This window comes from Nocardia asteroides, assembly GCF_021183625.1.
Classification (GTDB): Bacteria; Actinomycetota; Actinomycetes; order Mycobacteriales; family Mycobacteriaceae; genus Nocardia; species Nocardia asteroides_A.
The window spans coordinates 5,457,417-5,480,139 of sequence record NZ_CP089214.1 but is presented as its reverse complement, the minus strand read 5'-3'; the positions used below and the strand labels follow the sequence as shown (position 1 = coordinate 5,480,139).

The window sequence follows — 22,723 nt, the reverse complement described above, 5'->3', positions numbered from 1 at the left end:
GAGGGCGAAAATCCCTGGCGCGACCTGCGGTCGGATCCCTACCGTTGACCTACCCGAACGGAAGGAAAGACCGATGTTTCCCGTCGAGCTGCACGGCACCCGTGCGCAGACGCTCATGTGGGCCAACGAGCACGAGATCGAGCAGTCCGCCCTGCGGCAGCTGCGCACCCTCGCGCAGCTCGAATGGGTGCACGGCGTCCGCGTCATGCCGGACGTGCACCTCGGCAAGGGCGCGACGGTCGGCTCGGTCATCGCCATGCGGGACGCGGTCGCGCCCGCCGCGGTCGGGGTGGACATCGGCTGCGGCATGGAGAGCGTGCGCACCGACCTCACCGCCGCCGACCTGCCGGACGACCTGAAGGGGCTGCGCTCCCGGATCGAGGCCGCGGTCCCGGTCGGCTTCCACGCGCACGACTCCCGGGTGAACGTCACCGCGCTCGGCGCCGAGGTCTCCCAGCTCGGCGCGAGCACGGCGACGCTGCGCACCGGCTGGGACCGGTTCTGGCGCGGCTTCGACGCGCTCGACCGGAAGGTCGCGCCGCGCGAGTCGAAGGCGCAGAAGCAGATGGGCACGCTCGGCGGCGGCAACCACTTCATCGAGCTCTGCCTCGACCAGGCGGACACGGTGTGGGTGCTGCTGCACTCCGGCAGCAGGAACATCGGCAAGGAGCTCGCCGAGCGGCACATGGCGGTGGCCCGCGAGCTGCCGCACAACACCGGGCTGCCCGACCGCGACCTCGCGGTCTTCCTGGCAGGCACCCCGGAGATGGCGGCCTACCGGCGCGACCTGACCTGGGCGCAGGAGTACGCGGCCAGGAACCGGGCCGTCATGCTCGCCCTGGTCTGCCGGGCCGTCCGGGACGAGTTCCCCGGCCGTCCGGTGCGCTTCGAGCAGCCCATCTCCTGCCACCACAACTACGTGGCGGAGGAGGAGATCGACGGCGTCCCCATGCTGGTCACCCGCAAGGGGGCGGTGCGTGCGGGCGCGGGCGACCTGGCGCTGATCCCCGGCTCCATGGGCACCCGCTCCTACGTGGTGCGCGGGAAGGGCAACCCGGCCTCCTACAACTCCGCGTCGCACGGCGCGGGGCGGCGGATGAGCCGGAGCGCGGCCAAGAAGCAGTTCACGGTCGCGGACCTGGTCGCGCAGACCGAGGGCGTGGAGTCGCGCAAGGACGCGGGCGTCGTCGACGAGATCCCGGCCGCGTACAAGGACATCGACGAGGTGATCGCGGCGCAGTCCGACCTGGTCGACGTCGTCGCGACGCTGCGCCAGGTGCTCTGCGTGAAGGGGTAGTCGACCCGAGGACCGGCACTCGTAGTGCCGGTCCTCGGCGGCCCGGCGGCCGGCCCAGCGGCCACTGTGCCGGGGCCGGAGCGCCGGTACGGGTGCTGCCACCCGACCGCGAACGCGCGGTCCGCGCAGGCCGGACGCGGGTGTCGGCGTCGTGCGGCACGATGGCGGGATGAGCCCTTCCCCCGACACCGGCGTCGAGCCGGACCGCGCGACCGGATCGGCACAACTCCGCGACGAGGCCGAGGAGCTGCTGCGCGAGCTCGCCGGCCCGGCCGCGCGGCTGCGCGAGGACCAGTGGGTCGCCATCGAGGCCCTGGTCGTGCAGCGCAGGCGCGCCCTGGTGGTGCAGCGCACCGGCTGGGGCAAGTCGGCGGTCTACTTCATCTCGGCCAAGCTGCTGCGCCGGGCCGGGCGCGGCCCGACCGTGATCGTCTCGCCGCTGCTCGCGCTCATGCGCAACCAGGTGGCGGCGGCCGAGCGCGCGGGCGTGGTCGCCGCGACCATCAACTCCGGCAATGTCACCGAGTGGGACGCCATCCACGAGCAGGTCGCCACCGGCACCGTCGACGTGCTGCTGGTCAGCCCGGAGCGGCTGAACAACCCCGACTTCCGCGACCAGGTGCTGCCCCGGCTCGCCGCCGACGCCGGGCTGGTCGTGATCGACGAGGCGCACTGCGTCTCCGACTGGGGGCACGACTTCCGGCCGGACTACCGGCGCATCCGCACCCTGGTCGCCGATCTCGGCGCCGACATCCCGGTGCTCGCCACCACCGCGACCGCCAACGACCGGGTGGTCACCGACGTGGCCGCGCAGATCGGCACCGGCGGCCGGATCGACGCCGACACCTTGGTGCTGCGCGGCACCCTCGACCGGGAGTCGCTGCACCTCGCGGTGGTCCGGATCGAGGACGCGGTGGAGCGCACGGCCTGGCTCGGCGAGCAGCTGCACCGGCTGCCCGGCTCCGGCATCGTCTACGCGCTCACCGTCGCCGCCGCGCAGGATGTCGCGAGCGTGCTGCGCGCCGCCGGGCACGAGGTCGCCGCCTACACCGGCCAGACCGACCCCACCGAGCGCGAGCACCTGGAGCAGGCGCTGCTGCGCAACGAGGTCAAGGCGCTGATCGCCACCTCCGCGCTCGGCATGGGGTTCGACAAGCCGGACCTGGGCTTCGTGGTGCACCTCGGCGCGCCCTCCTCGCCGATCGCCTACTACCAGCAGGTCGGGCGCGCGGGGCGGGCCACCGAGCGGGCCGAGGTGATCCTGCTGCCCGGCCCGGAGGACGCCAGGATCTGGAGCTGGTTCGCCTCGGTCGCCTTCCCGCGCGAATCGGTGGTGCGCGCGGTGCTGGACGCGCTCGACTCGGAGCGCCCGCTCTCCACCGCGGCGCTGGAGCCGCGGGTCGAGCTGAACCGCTCCCGGCTGGAGATGGTGCTCAAGGTGCTCGACGTGGACGGCGCGGTGCGCCGGGTGCGCGGCGGCTGGCTCGGCACCGGGCAGCCGTGGCACTACGACGCCGAGCGCTACGCGCGGCTGGAGCGCGCCCGCTCCGCCGAGCAGCAGGCCATGCTCGACTACCAGGCCACCGACGGCTGCCGGATGGTCTTCCTGCGCGGCCAGCTCGACGATCCAGGGCTGACCCTCGGCGAGACCTGCGGCCGCTGCGACAACTGCACCGGCACCAGGCTCGACCCGACGCCTGGCGCCGAGACCGTCGCCGCCACCAGGGCACGGATCGCCCGCCCCGGCATCGACCTCGCCCCGCGCAAGCAGTGGCCGACCGGCATGAAGACGCTCGGCATCCCGCTCTCCGGCAAGATCGGCGCGGGCGCCGAGCCGGGCCGGGTGCTCGGCAGGCTCAGCGACCTGGGCTGGGGCCGCAGGCTGCGCGCGCTGCTCGACGCCCCCGACGGCCCGGTGCCGGACGACATCGTGACCGCCTGCGTCGCGGTGCTCAAGGAGTGGGACTGGGCGCAGCGGCCGGTCGCGGTGCTCGCCCTCGACGACGACCGGAACGCCGAGCTCACCCGCAGCCTCGCCGCCCGGCTCGCCGAGGTGGGCAAGTTGCGCGACCTCGGGGTGCTGCACAAGCGGCCGGAGCACCCGCCGGTCTCCGCCGCCAACTCGGCGCACCGGGTCGCCGGGCTGTACGGCTCGTGGGACGTCCCCGACCTGCACGACGTCGGCGGGCCGGTGTTGCTGGTGAACGCGCAGAGCGAGTCCGGCTGGACCTTCACCGTCGCCGCCTGCGCCCTGCGCGCGGCCGGCGCACCCGCGGTGCTCCCGTTCGCGTTGGCCACCCCGACCTGAGCGGGGCCGCGACATCGGCTCGGGTGCCGCGCACCGCGGCACCCCTGCCGCTAGGGTCGATGGGGTGCCCGGCAAATCGTCGTCTCCCGCGCTCGAGCTCGACGTCGGCGGCCGCGCGGTCCGGATCAGCAACCCCGACCGGGTCTACTTCCCCGACCTCGGGCTGACCAAGCTCGACCTGGTGCAGTACTACCTGAGCGTCGGGCCGGGCATCGTGAACGCGCTGCGTGAGCGGCCGTGCATGCTGCACCGCTTCCCGAAGGGGCTCACCGGGGCCAAGGTGCACCAGAAACGGCTGCCCGCGGGCGCACCGGACTGGGTGCCGACGGTCCGGGTCTTCTTCCCGCGCTACGGCAGGCACGCCGACGAGCTGTGCGTGCGCGAGCTCGCCGACGTGGTCTGGGCGGTGCAGATGTCCACCGTCGAGTTCCACCCCTGGAACTCGCGCGCCGCCGACACCGAGCGCCCGGACGAGTGGCGGATCGACCTCGACCCCATGCCGGAGTGCCCGTGGTCCCGGGTGCGGCGGGTGGCGGGCGTCGTGCACGAGGTACTGGACGAGTTCGGCGCCGTCGGCTGGCCGAAGACCTCCGGCGGCAAGGGGCTGCACGTCTACGTGCGGATCGCACCGGAGCACGGCTTCACCGAGGTGCGCCGCGCGGCGCTCGCCTTCGCCGAGGAGGTGCGGCGCCGCGCCCCCGACGACGTGACCACCACCTGGTGGCGCAAGGACCGCGACCCGTCTCAGCTCTTCGTCGACTACAACCAGAACGCGCGGGACCACACCATCGCCGCCGCCTACTCGGTGCGCGGCGTGCCGGAGGCCACCGTCTCCACCCCGGTGCGCTGGGACGAGATTGCGGACATCGACCCGCGCGACTTCACGGTGCGGACCGTGCCCGCGCGCTTCGCCGAGCTCGGCGACCTGCACGCGGGCATCGACGACGCCGTGTTCCGGATCGACCCGCTGCTGGAACGGGCCGATCGCGACGGCGTCGATGCCGTCGAGCTGGACAGCGAGAACGAGGAGTAGAGCGTGACGATTCCGGTCGCCGTGGCCCCCGAGGTCCCGGACGAACTGCGCGCGGCGATCGAGGCGGGCGGCGGCGAACTCGCCGCGCTCGCCGATGCCCGCGCCCTGGTCTGGGTGACGAAGGCCGCCGGCTTCCCGGAGCGGCTGCCCGCCGGGATCGAGTGGGTCCAGCTGCCCGCGGCCGGCATCGAGGATTTCGTCGCGGCCGGGGTGCTGGAGCGGAACCCGGGGGTCCGCTTCACCTCCGCGGCCGGCGCCTTCTCCGCGACCGTGGCCGAGCACGCGCTGGCACTGCTGCTCGCCGGGGTCCGCTACCTGCCCGAGCACCTGCGCGCGACCACCTGGCGGCAGCGGGATTTCCTGCCGCACGTCGGCACGCTGCGCGGCAGCACGGTCGCCGTGGTCGGGGCGGGCGGGATCGGCAAGGCGCTGATTCCTGCGCTGCTGGCGCTCGGCGCCGAGGTGATCGCGGTGAACCGTTCCGGCCTTCCGGTGACCGGCCCCGGCATCCCGGACGGGATCACCACCGTGCCCGCCGACCGCCTGGACACGGTCTGGCCGGTGGCCGACCACGTCGTCGTCGCCGCTCCGGCGACGCCCGCGACCGCGCACCTGGTCGGCTCGGCGGAACTGGCTCTGCTGCGGCCGAACTCGTGGGTGATCAATGTCGCCAGGGGCAGCCTGGTCGATACCGATGCGCTGGTGGCGGCGCTGCGCGCGGGCACGATCGGCGGCGCCGGGCTGGACGTCACCGACCCGGAGCCGCTCCCGGACGGGCACCCGCTCTGGACCTTGCCGAACGTGATCATCACCCCGCACGACTCGAATCCGCCGCAGGTGCGGGTGGCGGCCTTCGCGGCGCACGTGCGGAAGAACGTGATCCGCTTCGCGGCCGGGGACGACCTGCTCGCCCCGGTCGATCCGGGGGCCGGGTACTGATCGATCGAGTCCGCGCACGGGGCGCGGTCTTTCGCTGCCGCGCGCGGCGCGGTTAGGCTCGGGCCGTCTCGGCGGGTGGGTGAGGATGTGATCGGCACATGGGTTGGAGCTTCACCCCGGACGAGTTCGCCCACGTCTGGCGGGAGACGGAGAGCGACCGGGTGCCCTATCCGCTCCGGATCCTGGAGAGCCCGCGCACCGAGGACGCCGCGGCGAAGCTGCGCGTCGAGCTCTCCGCCCGGCTGCCGCACCGCGCCGACCCGGACCTCACCGCCTGCCTGCGGCTGCTCTCCGCGCCGCACACCCGGATCGTGGTGATCGGCGGCGGGCCGCGGCCCGGCGCCGAGATCCGGTTGCTGGCCTGCGCGGTCTTCGACCACGCGGTGCTCGTCGTGCAGGAGCCGGGGCGGAAGCCGGAATTCGGTGGCGCGGTCCGGCTCTCGATCGGGCACACCAACAAGCTCGGCGCGCGGATCGCGCAGGCGCTGCCCCCCGCGCGGGCGGGCAGGTTGCCCGCGCGGGCCGCGACGGTGGACGCGGTGCGGGACGAGGAGACGCACAGCCTTCCGCCCGCCGCCCGGCTGATCCGGAAGGTGCTGCTGCAACCGCACACCGCCGAGGGGCACATCCGGATCGAGGCCAGGCTGGACCGGCCGGCCCCGCCGCCCGCGCTGCACTACACCTGGATCGATGTGGACGGCGACGGCCGCTACCTGATCAAGTCCGGCGACACCGTGCACCTGGTGCCCGCGGGCACCGAGCAGCTCGCCGCGCAACTGCAGAAACGGATTCCGGCCTGAGCTTCGGTGTCGGGGATCGGCGTCTCGGGATAGTCTGAACGCGTCCGACGATCTGGCGGGGGTGCGTGATGACGATCGAGACCAGCCGAGCCGATATCGCGAGATTCGGCGAGCAGGCGCGGACGGGCACCGTCGCCTTCGACCCGGCGGCCGCGCGGCGGTGCGCCGAGATGTACGACCATCAGGCCGACCGGCTGCTCTACCTGCGGCAGCGGCTGGAATCGGTCGGCGAGCTGCACGGGTTCGGCGGCTTCGTCTCGGCGCAGCAGCTACAGGCCGGGTTCGCGCACAAGGCGCGGGACGCGGCGGCGCTGCTCGACCGGTACATCGAGGCCGCCTACCGGATGAAGGAGGCGTTTTTGCTGAGCGCCGGGCTGTTCGAAGAAGCCGACGCCGCGGCCGCCGCCGCGCTGCGCGCCGTCGATGCGAGGCAACCGCGATGACCGGAACCGACCCGACCTACGTCAGCTCGATGGAGCACTTCGAGTCGATGACGCACGAGGAGATCCACGCGCGCACCCAGCAGATCGACGCGGGCGCCATCCTGCGCGCCTCGGTGACCTGGCTGGAGGCGGCCGGCACGCTCGCCACCTCGATGCCGCTGACCAGGGCCAGCGTCGACCGGGTGATGAACTCCCTGGAGTGGGAGGGCGCGACCGCCGACGCCGCCTACGCGAGCGCGCGCAGCTTCGCCGCCTCGGTGGACGAGCTCGCCGCCGTCATGGGGCAGGTCGGGGCGCGGCTCGGGGCGGTCGCGGCCGCCGCGGAGGCGGTGAAGGTGGCGGTGGTGCCGCCGGGGGATTCCGGGGCGGTCGGGGCCATCGCGCGGCTGCTCGAGTCGGCGCGGATCATCGACGCGCAGATGACGCAGGAGCTGCTGCGGCAGGAAGCGGTGCTGGCCATGAACATGGTCTACAAGCCCGCGTATCAGGCGGCAGGAGACGGGGTTCCGGCGCTGCCCGCGCCGCCCCCGCTGCCCGGCGGATCGTCGGCGGTGCCGAACGGGGCTGTCCCCGAGTGGGATTCGTACCAGTCGGAGTACGGGAGTCAGGGGCCGGAGGGTTCCGAGGAGGTGCCCCTCGACTCCGAGTCGGAGGGGCAGGCACCCGAGGGCGCCGGACCGGACGGGCAGGCGCCCGGCGAGACGGGGCCGGACGGGCAGGCGCCCGATTCCGGCGGGCAGACACCCGACGATTCCGGCCCCGGCGCAGAGGCGCCCGGTGGCACCGGCCCGGACGGGCAGGCGCCCGGCGACTCGGGACCGGGTGCGCAAGCGCCCGGGGACTCGGGTCCCGGTGGGCAAGCGCCCGGCGATCCTGGTCCTGGCGGGCAAGCGCCCGGCGATCCTGGTCCTGGCGGGCAAGCGCCCGGCGACGCTGGTCCCGATGGACAAGTGCCCGAGGGCTCGGGCTCCGATGGGCAAGTGCCCGGGGGCAGCGCGCCCGCGGATCCGGCTCCGGAACCGCCACCGAGCAGCGCACCGACGACGCCGGAGCCCGCGCCGGTACCGAGCCCGACGCCCGAGCCCGTGCCGAGCCCAGAGTCTTCCGCACCGGCGAGCCCGGCGCCAGCTCCGGAGTCTTCCGCACCCCCGGAACCGGCGCCGCCGACGGAGCAGACGACACCTCCCCAGGCACCGGCCCCCGCTCCCCCGCCCCCGCCGAGCGGCTCGGGCGACCCGGCCCTGCCGGATCCGGACGGCCAGCCGGGCATCACCGGCCCGGTGCCGGAGGGCGGCGAGGTCACCCCGCCACCGGGGACGACGACCGACCAGCCCGGCGTCATCCCCGGCGCCTGAACTACACGCTGACCAGGTCGTCGGCGTGGATCACCGGGCGCTGCATGGTGTCCGGGAGTTCGCCGGTGGAGCGGCCGAGCACGCCGGTCAGCTCGGTGCTGTCGTACTCGACGATCCCGCGCGCGACCACCCGCTCGTCGGGCGCGACCAGATCGACCACGTCCCCGCCGGAGAACCGCCCGCGCACCCCGACGATCCCGGCGGCGAGCAGCGACCGCCGCCGGTGCGCCACGGCCTGCACCGCCCCCTCGTCGAGCAGCAGCGCCCCCCTGCTGTCCGCCGCGTGCCGCACCCAGAACTTGCGCGCGGACAACCGCACCGGCCGCGCCGCGAAGGCCGTGCCGACGGTGCCCGCGGTGAGCGCCGCCGCCGCGTCGGCCGCGGCGGCGAGCAGCACCGGCATCCCGGCATCGGCGGCGAGCCGCGCCGCGGAGAGCTTGGACGCCATCCCGCCGGTGCCGAGCACGCCGCCGGTCCCGGCGATCACGCCGTCCAGGTCGGCGCTGCTGCGCACCTCGGGGATGAGCGCGGCGTCGCCCTTGCGCGGATCGCCGTCGTAGAGCCCGGCCACATCGGAGAGCAGCACCAGCGCGTCGGCGCCGACCAGGTGCGCGACCAGCGCGGCGAGCCGGTCGTTGTCGCCGAACCGGATCTCCTCGGTGGCGACCGTGTCGTTCTCGTTCACCACCGCGACCGCGCCGAGCGAGCGCAGCCGCTCCAGCGTGCGCTGGGCATTGCGGTGGTGCTCGCGGCGGGAGAAATCGTCGGCGCTGAGCAGCACCTGCCCGACCGTGCGGCGGTAGCGGGCGAACGAGGTGCCCCAGGCGTGCGCGAGCGCCAGCTGCCCGACGCTCGCCGCGGCCTGCTTGGTCGCGAGATCACGGGGCCGCGTGGTCAATCCGAGCGGTGCGATCCCGGCGCCGATCGCGCCGGAGGAGACGACGACGACGTCGGAGCCTGCCCGCATGCGCGCCTCGACGGCGTCGGCGAGCCGATCCAGCCGCACCGTGTCCAGCCCGCCCGCCAGACTGGTGAGCGCGGAGGAGCCGATCTTCACCACCACGCGGCGCGCGCCCGCGATGGCCTGCCTGGCCTCGCTCAGCTCGATCCCGGAGCGTAGGTCAGCGCCCGTCATTACTCGTCTCCGTCCTCGACCAGCCCGCGCCGGACCCGGGAGGCGTGCTTGCGCTCGGCCGCGCGGATCCGGTCGTTGTTCTCCAGCCGGAGGTCGGTGCCGCGCCCGGTGGGCACCATGTCGACGCCCGCCGAGATCTGCGGCTCCCAGTCGAAGGTCACCGGGCCGATGGTCACCGGGGCGCCCGGCTTCGCACCGAGCTTGACCAGCTTGTCCTCGACGCCGAGCCGGGCCAGCCGGTCGGCCAGGTAGCCGACGGCCTCGTCGTTGTCGAACTGGGTCTGCCGCACCCAGCGCTCCGGCCGAACGCCGCGGACGACGAAGCCGCCCGGCTCGTTCGGGTCGGGGACGACGGTGAAGCCGGACTCGTCGGTCGCGATGGGCCGGATCACCGGCCGCTTCGGCTCCGCCTTCGGATGCGCCTCGCGGTACCCGCTGACCAGCTCGGCGAGGGCGAAGGTGAGCGGCCGCAGCCCCTCCCGGCTCACCGCCGAGATCTCGAAGACCGGCCAGCCGCGCGCCTCGAACTCGGGGCGCACCATCTCGGCCAGCTCGGCGGCGTCCGGCACGTCGACCTTGTTCAGGATCACGACGCGCGGCCGGTCGGCCAGGTCGCCGAGCCCGATGTCGCCCGCCAGCGCGGGGCGGTAGGCGGCGAGCTCGTCCTCCAGCGCGTCCACGTCGGAGATCGGGTCGCGGCCGGGTTCCAGGGTGGCGCAGTCGACCACGTGCGCGAGCACGGCGCAGCGCTCCAGGTGCCGCAGGAAGTCGAGCCCGAGGCCGCGGCCGCTGCTCGCGCCGGGAATGAGGCCGGGCACGTCGGCGACGGTGAAGGTGATCTCACCCGCCAGCACGACACCGAGGTTCGGCACCAGCGTGGTGAACGGGTAGTCGGCGATCTTGGGCTTGGCCGCGGAGAGCACCGACACCAGCGAGGACTTGCCCGCCGACGGGAAGCCCACCAGCCCGACGTCGGCCACCGACTTGAGCTCGAGCACCAACTCGTTCTCTTCGCCCTCCTCGCCGAGCAGCGCGAAGCCGGGTGCCTTGCGCGCCTTCGACGCCAGCGAGGCGTTGCCGAGGCCGCCGCGGCCGCCGCGGGCCGCGACGAAGCGCTGCCCGGCGCCGACCAGGTCGGCCAGCACCTCGCCCTTCCCGTCCAGCACGACGGTGCCGTCCGGCACCTTCAGCACCAGCTCGCCGCCGCGCTTGCCGTCCCGGTTGCTGCCCTCGCCGGGCTTGCCGCTGCCCGCCTTGGCGTGCGGGTGGAAGTGGAAGTCGAGCAGGGTGTGGACGTTGGCGTCCACTTCGAGCACGACGTCGCCACCGTTGCCGCCGTTGCCGCCGTCCGGGCCGCCGAGCGGCTTGAACTTCTCGCGGTGCACCGAGGCGCAGCCGTGTCCCCCGTTGCCCGCGCGGACGTGCACGACGACCCGATCGATGAACTTGGACATAGGCCGATCATCCTCCCTCGAGGGTCGCGGGCCCGTCCGGCCCGATTCGGAAACGCGAAAGCGGGCCAGGGTGTCTCACCCTGACCCGCTGACTTGGTATACGGAAGTGGCGGCGGCGTCAGGCCTGCGCCGGCTCCGGAACCACGATATTCACGGTCTTGCGACCCCGCTTGGTGCCGAACGCCACCGCGCCCGTCGCCAGGGCGAACAGGGTGTCGTCGCCACCGCGGCCGACGTTCACGCCGGGGTGGAAGTGGGTGCCGCGCTGCCGGACCAGGATCTCGCCGGCCTGCACGGCCTGCCCGCCGAAGCGCTTCACGCCGAGGCGCTGGGCGTTCGAGTCACGACCGTTGCGCGAGCTGGACGCGCCCTTCTTGTGTGCCATGGCTGCTTCTCCTCGCCGATTACTTGATGCCGGTGACCTTCAGGACCGTCAGTGGCTGACGGTGACCCTGACGCTTGTGGTAGCCGGTCTTGTTCTTGAACTTGTGGATGCGGATCTTCGGGCCCTTGGTGTGCTCGACGACCTCGGCGGCCACATTGACCTTCGCCAGCTTGTCGGCGTCGGTGGTCAGATCGGCGCCGTCGACGACGAGGACCGGGGCGAGCTGCACCGCGGTGCCGACCTTGCCCTCGATCTTCTCGACCTTCACCAGGTCACCGACCGCGACCTTGTACTGCTTTCCGCCGGTCTTGACGATCGCGTACGTTGCCATCGGTCGGCTTCCTCCACTCGACTGTTTCTTCGTTCTCCCGCGGCGCGTCGGCGCCACGACTGTCTTCGGTGTACTGCCCCTGATCGTGCGCAGCCGGGCTGCCCAAGCGATGCTCAGCGGGTTGCCGCACGATCCCGGTCACGGCGCTGCGCGAAAGTCCCCAAGGACTTGACAGCAGCGCAAACATCGCCGGACAGCGACTGGGCAAGGTTACCAGAGGGCATCCTCGACCTCCCAATCGCCCCGGGACCACGGGTGATCCCGGGGCGAACGGGTCATTCGCCGTCGACCGGCGGACCGGCCGGGCGGCCGACCGCGCGGCGGCGCCGGCGGCCGGGCGGTACCTGGACCGCCTCCTCGGCGACCGGTTCGGCCGGGGCGGGCTCGGCGGCGGGGGCCGCGCCGGGGAGCACGAAGACAGCCCCTGCGCTGTCCGTGCTCGGCGCGGCGGCCGATCGGGCCACCCGGCGGCGGCGGGTGGCCGGTGCGGCCGCACCGTTCACCTCGGTCGCCACCGCGGCGACGGCGTCCGCCGACGGTGCGTCACCCGGCTCGATCGCCGAGCGTGCCGCATCCGCGGCCTCGCCCGCCGCCGCGGCGGGCTCCGGTGCGGCGGCTGCCGCTCCGGTGTCCCGCTGCCCGGTATCGGCGGCCGATACGTCGGCAACCGGCTGCTCGGCGCTCGGCTGCTCGGTAACCGGCTGCTCGGCATCCGCCTCCTCGGTGGCCTCCGCTGCTTCTTCCGCGACTGCATCAGTAACCTGCTGACCGGCCGCGATCTCCGCGGCGACCTCGGCGACATCCGCCGCGGACGGCGCATCACCCGGCTCGATCGCCGAACTCGTCGCCGAATCGGCCTCGGCTTCGCCCGTCGCCTGCGCGGCTGCCACCGGCTCGCCGACCGTGCGCTCGGCCGCCACACGCTCGCCTGCCGCCTGCTCGCCTGCCGCCTGCTCACTGGCCGCCTGCTCACTGGCAGCGCGCTCCTCGGCGCCGGCCCGACCGGCACCGCGGGAGGCCCGCCTGCTACGCCTGCGCCCACGGCCACTCGGCACGTGCTCGGCGTCGTCGCCCGCGTCGGGGCCGGTGGTCCCGGCCCCGATCACGACCGCGACATCCGGGCCGGAGGGCGTGACGGCGGCCTCGTCGGCCCCGTCCGCGATATCGCTCGCGAGCACCTCGTCGCCCTGGTGCGCGGCGGCCATGGCCAGCGCGACCGGGTGCGCCCGCCGGGTGGCGGTGTCCTCGTCGTGCTCCGGCTGCGCGACGCCGTTGCCGGAGGGGGCGGGCGCCGCGGCGCCCTTGTCCCGGCCTCGCCGCCGCCGCGTCCCGCTCTCGGCGCGGCCACCGCGGCCACCGCCGCTCTCCTCCGGCGCGCTGCCGCCGTCGACCGGGTAGCTGTGCACGATGAGCCCGCGGCCGTGGCAGTGCTCACAGGTGGTGGAGAAGGCCTCGACCAGCCCGGTGCCCAGCTTCTTGCGGGTCATCTGGACCAGCCCGAGCGAGGTCACCTCGGAGACCTGGTGCCGGGTGCGATCCCGGCCGAGCGCCTCGGTGAGCCTGCGCAGCACCAGGTCGCGGTTGGACTCCAGCACCATGTCGATGAAGTCGACGACGATCATGCCGCCGATGTCGCGCAGCCGCATCTGGCGCACGATCTCCTCGGCCGCCTCCAGGTTGTTCCTGGTGACCGTCTCCTCCAGGTTGCTGCCGCCGGACCCGGTGAACTTGCCGGTGTTGACGTCGACCACCGTCATCGCCTCGGTGCGGTCGATGACCAGCGTGCCGCCGGAGGGCAGCCAGACCTTGCGGTCCAGCGCCTTGGCCAGCTGCTCGTCGATCCGGTACGTCTGGAAGGCGTCGACGTTGCCGTTGTCGTGCCGGTGCACCCGGGACAGCATGTCCGGCGCGACCGTGCGGACGTAGTTCTCCACCGTGCTCCAGGCCCGGTCCCCCTCGATGACCAGGTTGGAGAAATCCTCGTTGAAGAGGTCGCGGACGACCTTGACCAGCAGGTCGGGCTCCTCGTAGAGCGTCTTGGGCGCGCCGGAGCCGCCCTTCGCCGCCTCCTCGATGGTGCGCCAGGCGGCCTGCAGCCGCTCCACGTCGCGGGCCAGCTCGGCCGCGCTCACGCCCTCGGAGGCGGTGCGGATGATGACGCCCGCGTCGTCGGGGACGATGTCGCGCAGGATCTCCTTGAGCCGCTTGCGCTCGGTGTCGGGCAGCTTCCGGCTGATCCCGGCCGACGTGCCGCTCGGCACGTACACCAGGAACCGGCCCGCCAGGCTGATCTGGGTGGTGAGCCGGGCGCCCTTGTGCCCGACCGGGTCCTTGGAGACCTGGACCAGCACCTGGTCGCCGGGGCGCAGCGCCTGCTCGATCTTGCGCTCGCGGCCGCCGAGCTTGGCGGCCTCCCAGTTCACCTCACCGGCGTAGAGCACGCCGTTGCGGCCGCGGCCGATGTCGACGAAGGCCGCCTCCATGCTCGGCAGCACGTTCTGCACCTTGCCCAGGTACACGTTGCCGACCATCGAGGCCTGGCCGGTGCTGGTCACGAAGTGCTCGACCAGGATGTCGTCCTCGAGCACCGCGACCTGGGTGGCGGTGGGATGGTCCGGGAAGGACTTCTCGCGCACCACCATGACCCGGTCGACCGCCTCGCGGCGGGCCAGGAACTCGGACTCGGTCAGGATCGGCGGGCGGCGCCGCCCGGCCTCCCTGCCGTCCCGCCTGCGCTGCCGCTTGGCCTCCAGCCGGGTGGAGCCGGAGATGCCCTGCACCTCGTCGACCGGCTTGCGGCTCTTGGCGCGCGGCTCGCGCTCGTGCACGACGGTGTTCGGCGGGTCGTCCTCGGGGGCGGCGTCACCGGAGTCGGCGTCGCCGCCGACCTTGCGCCTGCGGCGCCTGCGGCGGCGCCTGGTCGCGCCCTCGGGCACGCCGGACTCGTCGTCAGTGTCGTTGTCGGAGTCGTCGGAGTCGTCGGAGTCGTCGGAGTCGTCCGCCTTGGCGGCGGCGCGACCCGCGGTGTCGTCGGCGCGGTCCCCGGTGTCGTCGGAGCGGCCCTCGGGCTCGTCCTCGCGCTGGTCGTCGTCATCGGACTCGGCGCGCTCGTCGTCGTCGCCGTCCGAGTTCTGCTCGCCCCTGCCGCGCCCGCGGCCCCGGCGGCCGCGGCGCCTGCGGCGCGGCTGGTCGTCGTCGTGCTCGCCGGACTCGCGGTCGTCGTCCTCGTCGTCGCCGTCGTCCTGGGTCTGCTCGGCGCGGGCCTGCTCGGCCCTCCGGTCGTCCTCGGCCTGCTCGGCGCGGGCCTGCCGCGCGGCCTCGTCGCGGGCGCGCTCCTCCTCGCGGCTGCGCTTGGCGGCCTCGCGCTCGGCGCGGCGGCGCTTGCGCTCCTCCTCCGCCGCGGCGGCGTCGGGCGCCTGGAAGAGCGGGACGGCGACGGCGGCGGCGTCGTAGGGCGCGACCGGCTCCTCCGGCGTCTCCAGGTGCGTGAAGAGGCTGCCGTGCGCGGGGGTGTGCACCCGCTCCGGCGCGGCAGCCGCGCCGGAGTCCCCGGCCGGGACATCCACGGTCGTGGCATCCGAGCGGGGCTCAGCGGCGGTGGTCTCCGCGGCAGTGGTCTCCCCGCCGGAGGCGCGGGTCGCGCGCCGCCTGCGGGCGGGCTTGCCGCCGGCGACGGGCTCGGCGACAGCGGGCGCACCGGCCGCGGAGTCACCCCCCGCGGACGCCTCGCCCGCCGGCTCCGCGAGCGCGGGCTCGGCGGCGGACGCCGGCTCGGCTACCGCCGGGGCAACCCCCGGCGAACCCTCGGGATCCTGCTCGGCGAAGGCTCGGCGCACCGAGTGCGCGACGTCGCGGTCCACATTGGACTGCGCGCTCCGCGCCTCGGACCCCAATTCGGTCAGTTTGGCCAGGATGCGCTTGCTCGTCGTTCCGAGCAGCTTGGCGAGGGCATGAACTCGGATTCGCTCCGGCAATTCTTCGGCATCCTGTTTTGTTGTGTGCAGCGGCTCTTTTTCGGCCACGAAGTCTCCTCGGGCCCCCGGGCGCGTCCCTCCCGGTACGGAGTGACGCGGCCGTCGCGGGGGCGTTGTCCCATCCACACGCCTCGTCGGCGTGCGGTCAGTGGTCTCGCCCCGCGTGCCCGGTTATCACCTGGTCTGACATCGGTCGGTCCAACTGGTCACGCGGAGCCTGGCTGTACGGCTGAACCCCGCGGCGTGAGCGCTCATCCAGCGTGCCGGGGTGGCCCGCACCCAGATCGTGGGCGGGGCCGTGGCAGCGATGATCGGCATCGAACCGCGGTGTCATCCGGCCGAGTGCGTCGACCGCCGTTCGCGTACCTGCGCGAAGTCGGCGGCGTCGTCCACGGCCACAGTCAGTATCCCATACCGGACGCCGGGGGTTCGCCATCGGCGCTCGGGAACGGCGGGCGCGCGGCCGGGGTGCGGTGCGAAAACACCCCGCGCCCCGGGCCGCGGGCAGGCCGCGGGGCCGGTCAGCCCCTGGTTTCCGGGAACCAGAGCGCGATCTCGCGCTTGGCGGATTCGGGCGAGTCGGAGCCGTGCACCAGGTTCTCCTGGGTCTCCAGCGCGAGGTCGCCGCGGATGCTCCCGGTCACCGCCTTCTCCACCGGGTCGGTACCGCCCGCGAGCTGCCGGAACGCGGCGATGGCGCGCGGCCCCTCCAGCACGGCGGCGACCACGGGGCCGGAGGTGATGAACTCGATCAGGGAGCCGTAGAACGGCTTCTCGGCGTGCTCCGCGTAGTGGCTGCCCGCCAGCTCGGCGGAGACGTGCTTGAGCTCGAGTGCCGCGATCTTCAGGCCCTTGCGCTCGATCCGGGCGAGCACCTCGCCGACGAGGCCGCGGCGCACGCCGTCGGGCTTGATCAGTACCAACGTCTGTTCGGTCACGGCGCCGAGCCTAGGACACGAACCGCCCGGACACCCCATCGGCCACCGGGCGGCCCGCGCACCGCTAGGGTGCGGCGAGAACCGGACGGGAGGCGGGCGAGGTCGATGACGGCAGTGATGCGGCTGGTAGCGCTCGCGGCGGTGGCGCTCGCGGTCGGCACGGGCTGCGCCGAGCGGAGCACGCCGGGGCAGAGCCTGCCGGTGCGGCACGAACCGGAGCCGCTGACCCAGCGCTTCCCCGGGCTCGGCGAGCCGGTGGCGACCGGGTGGGTCAGCTGGGACAACAACTCCGAGCGCGGCGCCGCGCCCGGCCCGAGCACGGTGTGGATCGAGGCCGTCGTCGAGCTGCGGCCGGACCGCGCCGGGGAGCTCAGGGCCCTGAGCATGCTCACCGGCGAGGACCCCGACCTGCGCGACCCGCTGCGGCCGCTGCTGCCCGCCGGCCCGTTCCGCACCGGCCGCGCGCTGGACCGCGCGCTCACCGGCGAGGCCGCCTCCGAGTGGTGGCCGCGGGCCTACCTGGAGGAGACCGGGAACCGCCTCGTCCTGCTCGCCGTGCTACCCGCCTGAGCGGCCGCGCAGCCGCTGGCTGGGCAGCAGCCCCTGGTCGTAGCGCTTCTTGACGTCGTGCCGCAGGATCAGCAGGAAGGCCCAGACGATCGCGAAGATCAGCCCGATCACGCCGATCGACAGGTGGAACAGCGCGCCGGCGATCACCAGCACCTGCAGCGCCAGGTTGAACGGAATCGCCCAGGACCGGCCCTGCAGCCCCGCGCCGAGGAACATCACCACGCCGAGCCCGACCAGGTAGACGCCGGAGACCCAGGTAATTCCGCCGCCGACGGTGGCGACCACCGGCAGCGCCAGCAGCACCACGATGGCCTCGAGCACCAGCGTCCCGGCCATCACCCCGCGGAACCCCTTCATGGGATCGGGGACCTCGGGCGCGGCCGTGCCGGTCTCGCCGGGCCCGCCCGGCGCCCCTTCGGGGCCGCGCTCCCGCCCTGGCTCGCTCACGCCGGATCCCTTCCGAACAGGGCGCGCGCGGCGCCCGCGGTGACCACCGACCCGGTGACCACCACCCCCGCGCCGGAGACCGCCTCCCCCGCGTCGCCGACCTCCTCGGCCAGCGCGATCGCCGTCTCCAGCGCGTCCGGCAGGCTGGCCGCTGTGACGACGCGCTCGTCGCCGAAGCGCTGTACCGCAAGATCGGCGAGTGCGTCCACGTCGAGCGCGCGCGGCGAGCCGTTCTGCGTGACGACGATCTCGTCGAAGACCGGCTCCAGCGCCTCCAGGATGCCGGACACGTCCTTGTCGCCGAGCACGCCGACCACCCCGACCAGCTTGCGGAAGTCGAACTCCCCGGTGAGCGTGGCGGCGAGCGCCCGCGCGCCCTCCGGGTTGTGCGCGGCGTCGACGAAGATGGTCGGCGCGTTGCGCATGCGCTCCATCCGGCCCGGGCTGGCCGCGGCGGCGAACCCGGCGCGCACCGCGTCGATGTCGAGCTGCCGGTCCGCACCCGCCCCGAAGAACGCCTCGACCGCGGCCAGCGCGAGCACCGCGTTGTGCGCCTGGTGCTCCCCGTGCAGCGGAAGGAAGATGTCGTCGTAGACCCCGCCGAGCCCCTGCAGCTCCAGCTGCTGGCCGCCGACCGCGATCCGCCTGCCGAGGATCCGGAACTCCGACCCCTCGCGCGCCACCGCGGCGTCGACCTCGACCGCGCGGCGCAGCAGCACCTCCATCGCCTCCGGCTGCTGCTCGGCGATGATCGCGACGGTGTCCCTCGGCACCAGGCTCTCCGGCGCCTTCTTGATGATTCCGGCCTTCTCGCCCGCGATGGAGGTGAGGTCGGGGCCGAGGTAGTCGAGGTGGTCGAGCCCGATCGGGGTGATCACCGCGACCTGGCCGTCGACCACGTTGGTGGCGTCCCAGGTACCGCCCATCCCGGTCTCCACCACGGCGACGTCGACCGGCGCCTCGGCGAAGGCCGCGAAGGCCATGCCGGTGAGCACCTCGAACTTGCTCAGGGCCGGGCCACCCGCGGCGATCGAGCGGGCGTCGATCAGCTCCAGGTACGGCAGCAGCTCGCGGTACAGCTCGACGTAGCGGCCGGGGGTGATCGGCGCGTTGTCGACCGCGATCCGCTCGGTGGCCAGCTGCAGGTGCGGGCTGGTGATCCGGCCGGTGCGCCGGTGCAGCGCGGTGAGCAGCGCGTCGATCAGCCTGGTCACCGAGGTCTTGCCGTTGGTACCGGCGACGTGGATCGCCGGGTAGCCGTGCTGCGGCGAGCCGAGCAGGTCGAGCAGCGTGGAGATCCGGGTCAGCGACGGCTCGATCTTCGTCTCCGGCCAGCGCTTGTCGAGCTCGGCCTCGACCAGCGCCAGCTCGGCCAGCTCCACCGGCGAGGCGCCGGTGCCGAGCCTGGCGTCCGCGCCGAGCCTGGTCTCCGGGTCGGGGTTGCCGTCCGGCCCGGTCACCGCGCGCTCAGCTCGGTGAGGCGGGCGCCGATCCGCTCCACCTCGGCCGCGGCGACATCGCGCCTGGTCCGGATCTTCTCCACCACCGGCTCCGGCGCCTTGGCCAGGAAGGCCTCGTTGCCGAGTTTGGCGGTGGTGCCGGAGAGCTCCTTCTCCGCGGCGGCCAGGTCCTTCTCCAGCCTGCGGCGCTCGGCCTCCAGGTCGACGGTGCCCGAGGTATCCACCCGGACGGTCACCGTCGTGGTGCTGAGCCGGACCTCGACCTCGGCGGTGGCGGCGAAATCCGCCTCCGCCGCGGTGAGCCGGGCCAGGCTGGTGATGCTCGCGCGATGCGCCTCCAGCCCGGCCGCGTCCAGCCCGTCCAGCACCGCGGCGACCCGCTGCTTGTCGGTGAGGCCCTGGTCGCTGCGGAACCGGCGGATCTCGGTGATCAGCCGCTGCGCGTCGGTGAGCCGACGGGTCACCTCGGCGTCGGGGGCGATCCCGGTCGAGCGCGGCCACGGCGCGATCACCACCGACTCGCCGCCGGTCAGCGCGCGCCACAGCTCCTCGGTGACGAACGGGATCACCGGGTGCAGCAGCCGCAGCACCGAATCGAGCACGTGGCCGAGCACCACCCCGGTGTTCTCGGCGCGTGCGTCACTTTCGGCGAACTGCACCTTGGCCAGCTCCAGGTACCAGTCGCAGAGTTCGTCCCAGGCGAAGTGGTAGAGCGCCTCGCAGGCCTTGCCGAACTCGTAGCTGTCGAAGGCCGCGTCCACCTCGACGATCACCGCGTCCAGCCGGTCGAGGATCCACTGGTCGGCGTCGGTGCGGTCGGCGGGCAGGTCGCCGGTGCGGGCCCCGTTGATCAGCGCGAACTTGGTGGCGTTGAAGAGCTTGGTGACGAAGCTGCGGGAGGCGAGCACGTGCGCGGGGCCGACCGAGAGGTCGCCGCCGGGCTGCGCGCCGCGGGCCAGCGTGAAGCGCAGCGCGTCGGCGCCGTAGTCGCGGACCCACTCCAGCGGGTCGATGCCGTTGCCCTTCGACTTCGACATCTTGCGGCCGTGCTCGTCGCGGATCAGCCCGTGCAGGAAGACGTCGCGGAACGGCACCTGCTTCTGCCCGGCGGGCTTGCCCTCGGTGAGCGGCGCGTCCTCGGCGACGTACATGCCGAACATCATCATCCGGGCGACCCAGAAGAAGATGATGTCGTAGCCGGTCACCAGCACGCTGGTCGGGTAGAAGCGCTCCAGCTCGGCGGTGTGTTCCGGCCAGCCCATGGTGGAGAAGGGCCACAGCCCGGAGGAGAACCAGGTGTCGAGGACGTCCGGGTCCTGCTCCCAGCCCTCGGGGGCGGTCTCGTCCGGGCCGAGGCAGGCCACCTCGCCGTCCGGGCCGTACCAGATCGGGATGCGGTGGCCCCACCACAGCTGGCGCGAGATGCACCAGTCGTGCATGTTATCGACCCACTCGAACCAGCGCGGCTCCTGGCTCGCCGGATGGATCACCACGTCGCCGTCGCGCACGGCGTCGCCCGCGGCCTTTGCCAGCGTCTCCACCCGCACCCACCACTGCATGGAGAGCCGCGGCTCGATCGGCTCGCCGCTGCGCTCGGAGTGCCCGACGCTGTGCAGGTAGGGCCGCTTCTCGGCGACAACGCGGCCCTCGCGGGCCAGCCGCTCGCGCACCGCGAGCCTGGCCTCGAAGCGGTCCATGCCGTCGAACTCGGTGCCGGTACCGGCGATCAGGCCGCGCTCGTCCATGATCGTCGGCATCGGCAGGTCGTGCCGGAGCCCGAGCTCGAAGTCGTTCGGGTCGTGCGCGGGGGTGATCTTCACCGCGCCGGTGCCGAACTCCGGGTCGACGTAGTCGTCGGCCACGATCGGGATCTGCCGCCCGGTGATCGGGTGCTCGATCGTCGTGCCGACCATCGCCCGGTACCTGGGGTCGTCCGGGTGCACCGCGACCGCCGTGTCGCCGAGCATGGTCTCCACCCGGGTGGTGGCCACCACCACGTGCGGCTCGGCATCGTCGAGCGAGCCGTAGCGCAGCGACACCAGCTCACCGGGGACGTCCTCGTACTTGACCTCGATGTCGGAGATCGCGGTGCGCAGCGCGGGCGACCAGTTCACCAGCCGCTCGGCGCGGTAGATGAGCCCGGCGTCGTAGAGCCGCTTGAAGATGGTCTGCACCGCGCGGGAGAGGCCGTCGTCCATGGTGAAGCGGTCGCGGCCCCAGTCGACGCCGTCGCCGAGCGCGCGCATCTGCCACTGGATGGCGCCGCCGGACTCGCGCTTCCAGTCCCACACCTTGTCGATGAAGAGCTCGCGGCCGAAGTCTTCCTTGGTCTTGCCGTCCACCGCGAGCTGCTTCTCCACCACCGACTGGGTGGCGATGCCCGCGTGGTCCATGCCGGGCAGCCAGAGCACCTCGTAGCCCTGCATGCGCTTGCGGCGGGTGAGCGTGTCCATGACGGTGTGGTCGAGGGCGTGGCCCATGTGCAGGTTGCCGGTGACGTTGGGCGGCGGGAGGACGATGGAGTACGGCGGCTTGCCGCTCGCCGGATCGGCGGCGAAGTACCCAGCGGCTACCCAGCGCTCGTACATCGGCGACTCCACCTCGCCGGGATTCCAGCTCTTGGGGAGTTCTTCGGCACGATTACGCGAACTGTCGGGGGCTGTGCTGGTCACGCCGTGATTCTACGGATACCGCCCGAGACGATAGATCGGCGGGGCGTCCGATGGATGAGGGACACCGGACGCCTCGCCGACACCCCTGAGCTTACCGGCGATCATCCGCCGGACGGACTATCCACAGGGGATTCTCAGCTTCCGAAAACCGGCCGCCCAGCTGGGAATTCTCTGTCTCGCCGCGGCCGTATCCGATACGTCCTTTTCCGAGGTCGGCGGATTCGGTCGGTGGCCCGTACCGGCGAGTAGCCGGGTGCTCCGCGGGGCCGCGATGCCGAAAGCCGGGTGATCCCAGGGTTTTCCCGGTTGCCGAAGCGGCTTTCGATGGGGAGGCTGGAAGGGGTGAACCCCCCGCTGGAGATTGCATCGGTCTCATCGCCCGAGCCCGATTTGCCCGTTGTGCGGGCTTTCGCACTCGCGCCGCACACGTTGCACGATCTGCGCCGGACCGGCGAAACCGGCGGCGCCGTCGGCGAATTGCGGTATCCGGCGCGGGCCGCGCTGGTCGTCGCCGGCATTCCCGGAGCGGGCAAGAGCACCGCGCTGCACACCTTCTTCGGCACCGAGCCGGACGCCGACGCCCCCGCGCGCACCGAGCGCGGCGCCGTCGTCGTCGATTCGCACCAGGCCAGGGTGCGCTGGCGGCGCAGCCTGGCCTGGCTGCCGTACCCGCTGTGGCGGCCGGTGGTGCACGTCGCGCACTACCGCGCGGTGCGCGCGGCGCTGCGCGGTGCCGCCGGGCCGGTGGTGATCCACGACTGCGGGACCTACCGCTGGGCCAGGCGGATGATCGCCCGCTGGACCGCGGAGGCGGGGCGGGAGCTGCACGTCGTCATGCTCGACGTCGCGCCCGAGGTGGCGCGGGCCGGGCAGCGGGCGCGCGGGCGGCGGATCAATCCGGTCACCTTCGCGCTGCACTGCAGGCGCTGGCGCGGGCTGGTCGCCGACGCGGTCAGCGAGACCGCCGCACCGGGGCGGACGACCTCCGCCGTGCTCACCGACCGCGCGGCGCTGAATCGGCTGCAGCGCATCGTCTTCCAGGACTGAGTCCCCGACGCACCGCTGCGACCGGCCGCGCCGTCTCGGAACCCGCACCGTCGGGCGGCGGGCGACGACACGACGGAACCCCCGCGCCGGCCCGCACGGGGCGGGGGACCCGCCCGGCTCGGCGCCGGCCCGAGT

At 73.6% G+C, this 22,723-nt stretch carries 18 protein-coding genes; 9 read left to right on the top strand and 9 right to left on the bottom strand.

Annotation, left to right across the window (positions count from 1 at the left end):
- Positions 1 to 73 precede the first annotated feature (73 nt).
- The 7 genes from LTT61_RS25275 (at position 74) to LTT61_RS25245 (ending at position 8,175) form a co-directional block, all read left to right on the top strand.
- Complete coding sequence (locus tag LTT61_RS25275; protein WP_233016522.1) at positions 74 to 1,297, top strand: RtcB family protein; 1,224 nt, start codon at positions 74 to 76, stop codon at positions 1,295 to 1,297.
- A 169-nt stretch (positions 1,298 to 1,466) separates the two neighbouring features.
- Positions 1,467 to 3,605, top strand: a complete 2,139-nt coding sequence (locus tag LTT61_RS25270) for a RecQ family ATP-dependent DNA helicase (RefSeq protein WP_233016521.1) — start codon at positions 1,467 to 1,469, stop codon at positions 3,603 to 3,605.
- A gap of 64 nt (positions 3,606 to 3,669) precedes the next feature.
- The gene (gene ligD, locus LTT61_RS25265; RefSeq protein ID WP_233016520.1) at positions 3,670 to 4,638 is read left to right on the top strand and encodes a non-homologous end-joining DNA ligase; all 969 of its coding nucleotides are present in this window, start codon (positions 3,670 to 3,672) and stop codon (positions 4,636 to 4,638) included.
- Positions 4,639 to 4,641: 3 nt separating this feature from the next.
- Positions 4,642 to 5,577: a D-isomer specific 2-hydroxyacid dehydrogenase family protein gene (locus LTT61_RS25260; RefSeq protein WP_420094694.1), complete on the top strand. Its 936-nt coding sequence runs from the start codon at positions 4,642 to 4,644 to the stop codon at positions 5,575 to 5,577.
- Positions 5,578 to 5,675: 98 nt separating this feature from the next.
- Complete coding sequence (locus tag LTT61_RS25255; protein ID WP_233016519.1) at positions 5,676 to 6,377, top strand: ESX secretion-associated protein EspG; 702 nt, start codon at positions 5,676 to 5,678, stop codon at positions 6,375 to 6,377.
- Between the two features lie 68 nt (positions 6,378 to 6,445).
- On the top strand, positions 6,446 to 6,820 hold the full coding sequence (locus tag LTT61_RS25250) for a hypothetical protein (RefSeq protein WP_233016518.1): 375 nt from the start codon (positions 6,446 to 6,448) through the stop codon (positions 6,818 to 6,820).
- Complete coding sequence (locus tag LTT61_RS25245) at positions 6,817 to 8,175, top strand: hypothetical protein (protein ID WP_233016517.1); 1,359 nt, start codon at positions 6,817 to 6,819, stop codon at positions 8,173 to 8,175. The genes LTT61_RS25250 and LTT61_RS25245 overlap by 4 nt, the downstream gene beginning before the upstream one ends.
- 1 nt (position 8,176) lies before the next feature.
- Here the strand turns inward: LTT61_RS25245 and proB are convergent, their stop codons facing one another.
- The 6 genes from proB to ndk all read right to left on the bottom strand — a co-directional run bounded on the left by proB (position 8,177) and on the right by ndk (position 16,392).
- Positions 8,177 to 9,310 (bottom strand): glutamate 5-kinase, encoded by a 1,134-nt coding sequence (gene proB, locus LTT61_RS25240; protein ID WP_420094693.1) that lies wholly within the window; start codon positions 9,308 to 9,310, stop codon positions 8,177 to 8,179.
- Complete coding sequence (obgE, locus tag LTT61_RS25235) at positions 9,310 to 10,764, bottom strand: GTPase ObgE (RefSeq protein ID WP_233016516.1); 1,455 nt, start codon at positions 10,762 to 10,764, stop codon at positions 9,310 to 9,312. Before obgE ends, proB begins: the two co-directional genes overlap by 1 nt.
- Positions 10,765 to 10,882: 118 nt before the next feature.
- Positions 10,883 to 11,149: a 50S ribosomal protein L27 gene (gene rpmA, locus LTT61_RS25230; protein ID WP_233016515.1), complete on the bottom strand. Its 267-nt coding sequence runs from the start codon at positions 11,147 to 11,149 to the stop codon at positions 10,883 to 10,885.
- Between the two features lie 19 nt (positions 11,150 to 11,168).
- Positions 11,169 to 11,480, bottom strand: a complete 312-nt coding sequence (rplU, locus tag LTT61_RS25225) for a 50S ribosomal protein L21 (protein WP_067654543.1) — start codon at positions 11,478 to 11,480, stop codon at positions 11,169 to 11,171.
- A gap of 275 nt (positions 11,481 to 11,755) precedes the next feature.
- Positions 11,756 to 15,502, bottom strand: coding sequence for a translation initiation factor IF-2 N-terminal domain-containing protein (locus tag LTT61_RS25220; protein WP_233016514.1), 3,747 nt, complete (start codon positions 15,500 to 15,502; stop codon positions 11,756 to 11,758).
- Positions 15,503 to 15,975: 473 nt separating this feature from the next.
- The gene (ndk, locus tag LTT61_RS25215; protein ID WP_233016513.1) at positions 15,976 to 16,392 is read right to left on the bottom strand and encodes a nucleoside-diphosphate kinase; all 417 of its coding nucleotides are present in this window, start codon (positions 16,390 to 16,392) and stop codon (positions 15,976 to 15,978) included.
- A gap of 105 nt (positions 16,393 to 16,497) precedes the next feature.
- Between ndk and LTT61_RS25210 the strand changes: the two genes are divergently transcribed.
- Positions 16,498 to 16,962 carry a hypothetical protein gene (locus LTT61_RS25210; protein ID WP_233016512.1) on the top strand — a complete coding sequence of 155 codons (465 nt, stop codon included), beginning with the start codon at positions 16,498 to 16,500 and terminating at the stop codon, positions 16,960 to 16,962.
- On the opposite strand, the gene LTT61_RS25205 is transcribed toward LTT61_RS25210, so the two are convergent.
- The 3 genes from LTT61_RS25205 to LTT61_RS25195 all read right to left on the bottom strand — a co-directional run bounded on the left by LTT61_RS25205 (position 16,951) and on the right by LTT61_RS25195 (position 21,541).
- On the bottom strand, positions 16,951 to 17,319 hold the full coding sequence (locus LTT61_RS25205; RefSeq protein ID WP_233021183.1) for a DUF4233 domain-containing protein: 369 nt from the start codon (positions 17,317 to 17,319) through the stop codon (positions 16,951 to 16,953). The two genes, LTT61_RS25210 and LTT61_RS25205, sit on opposite strands and share 12 nt — an antisense overlap.
- Positions 17,320 to 17,405: 86 nt before the next feature.
- Positions 17,406 to 18,869 (bottom strand): bifunctional tetrahydrofolate synthase/dihydrofolate synthase, encoded by a 1,464-nt coding sequence (gene folC, locus LTT61_RS25200; RefSeq protein ID WP_420094692.1) that lies wholly within the window; start codon positions 18,867 to 18,869, stop codon positions 17,406 to 17,408.
- Positions 18,866 to 21,541, bottom strand: a complete 2,676-nt coding sequence (locus LTT61_RS25195) for a valine--tRNA ligase (RefSeq protein ID WP_233016511.1) — start codon at positions 21,539 to 21,541, stop codon at positions 18,866 to 18,868. The genes folC and LTT61_RS25195 overlap by 4 nt, the downstream gene beginning before the upstream one ends.
- Before the next feature lie 399 nt (positions 21,542 to 21,940).
- Between LTT61_RS25195 and LTT61_RS25190 the strand changes: the two genes are divergently transcribed.
- Positions 21,941 to 22,588: an AAA family ATPase gene (locus LTT61_RS25190; RefSeq protein WP_233016510.1), complete on the top strand. Its 648-nt coding sequence runs from the start codon at positions 21,941 to 21,943 to the stop codon at positions 22,586 to 22,588.
- Positions 22,589 to 22,723: the final 135 nt, after the last annotated feature.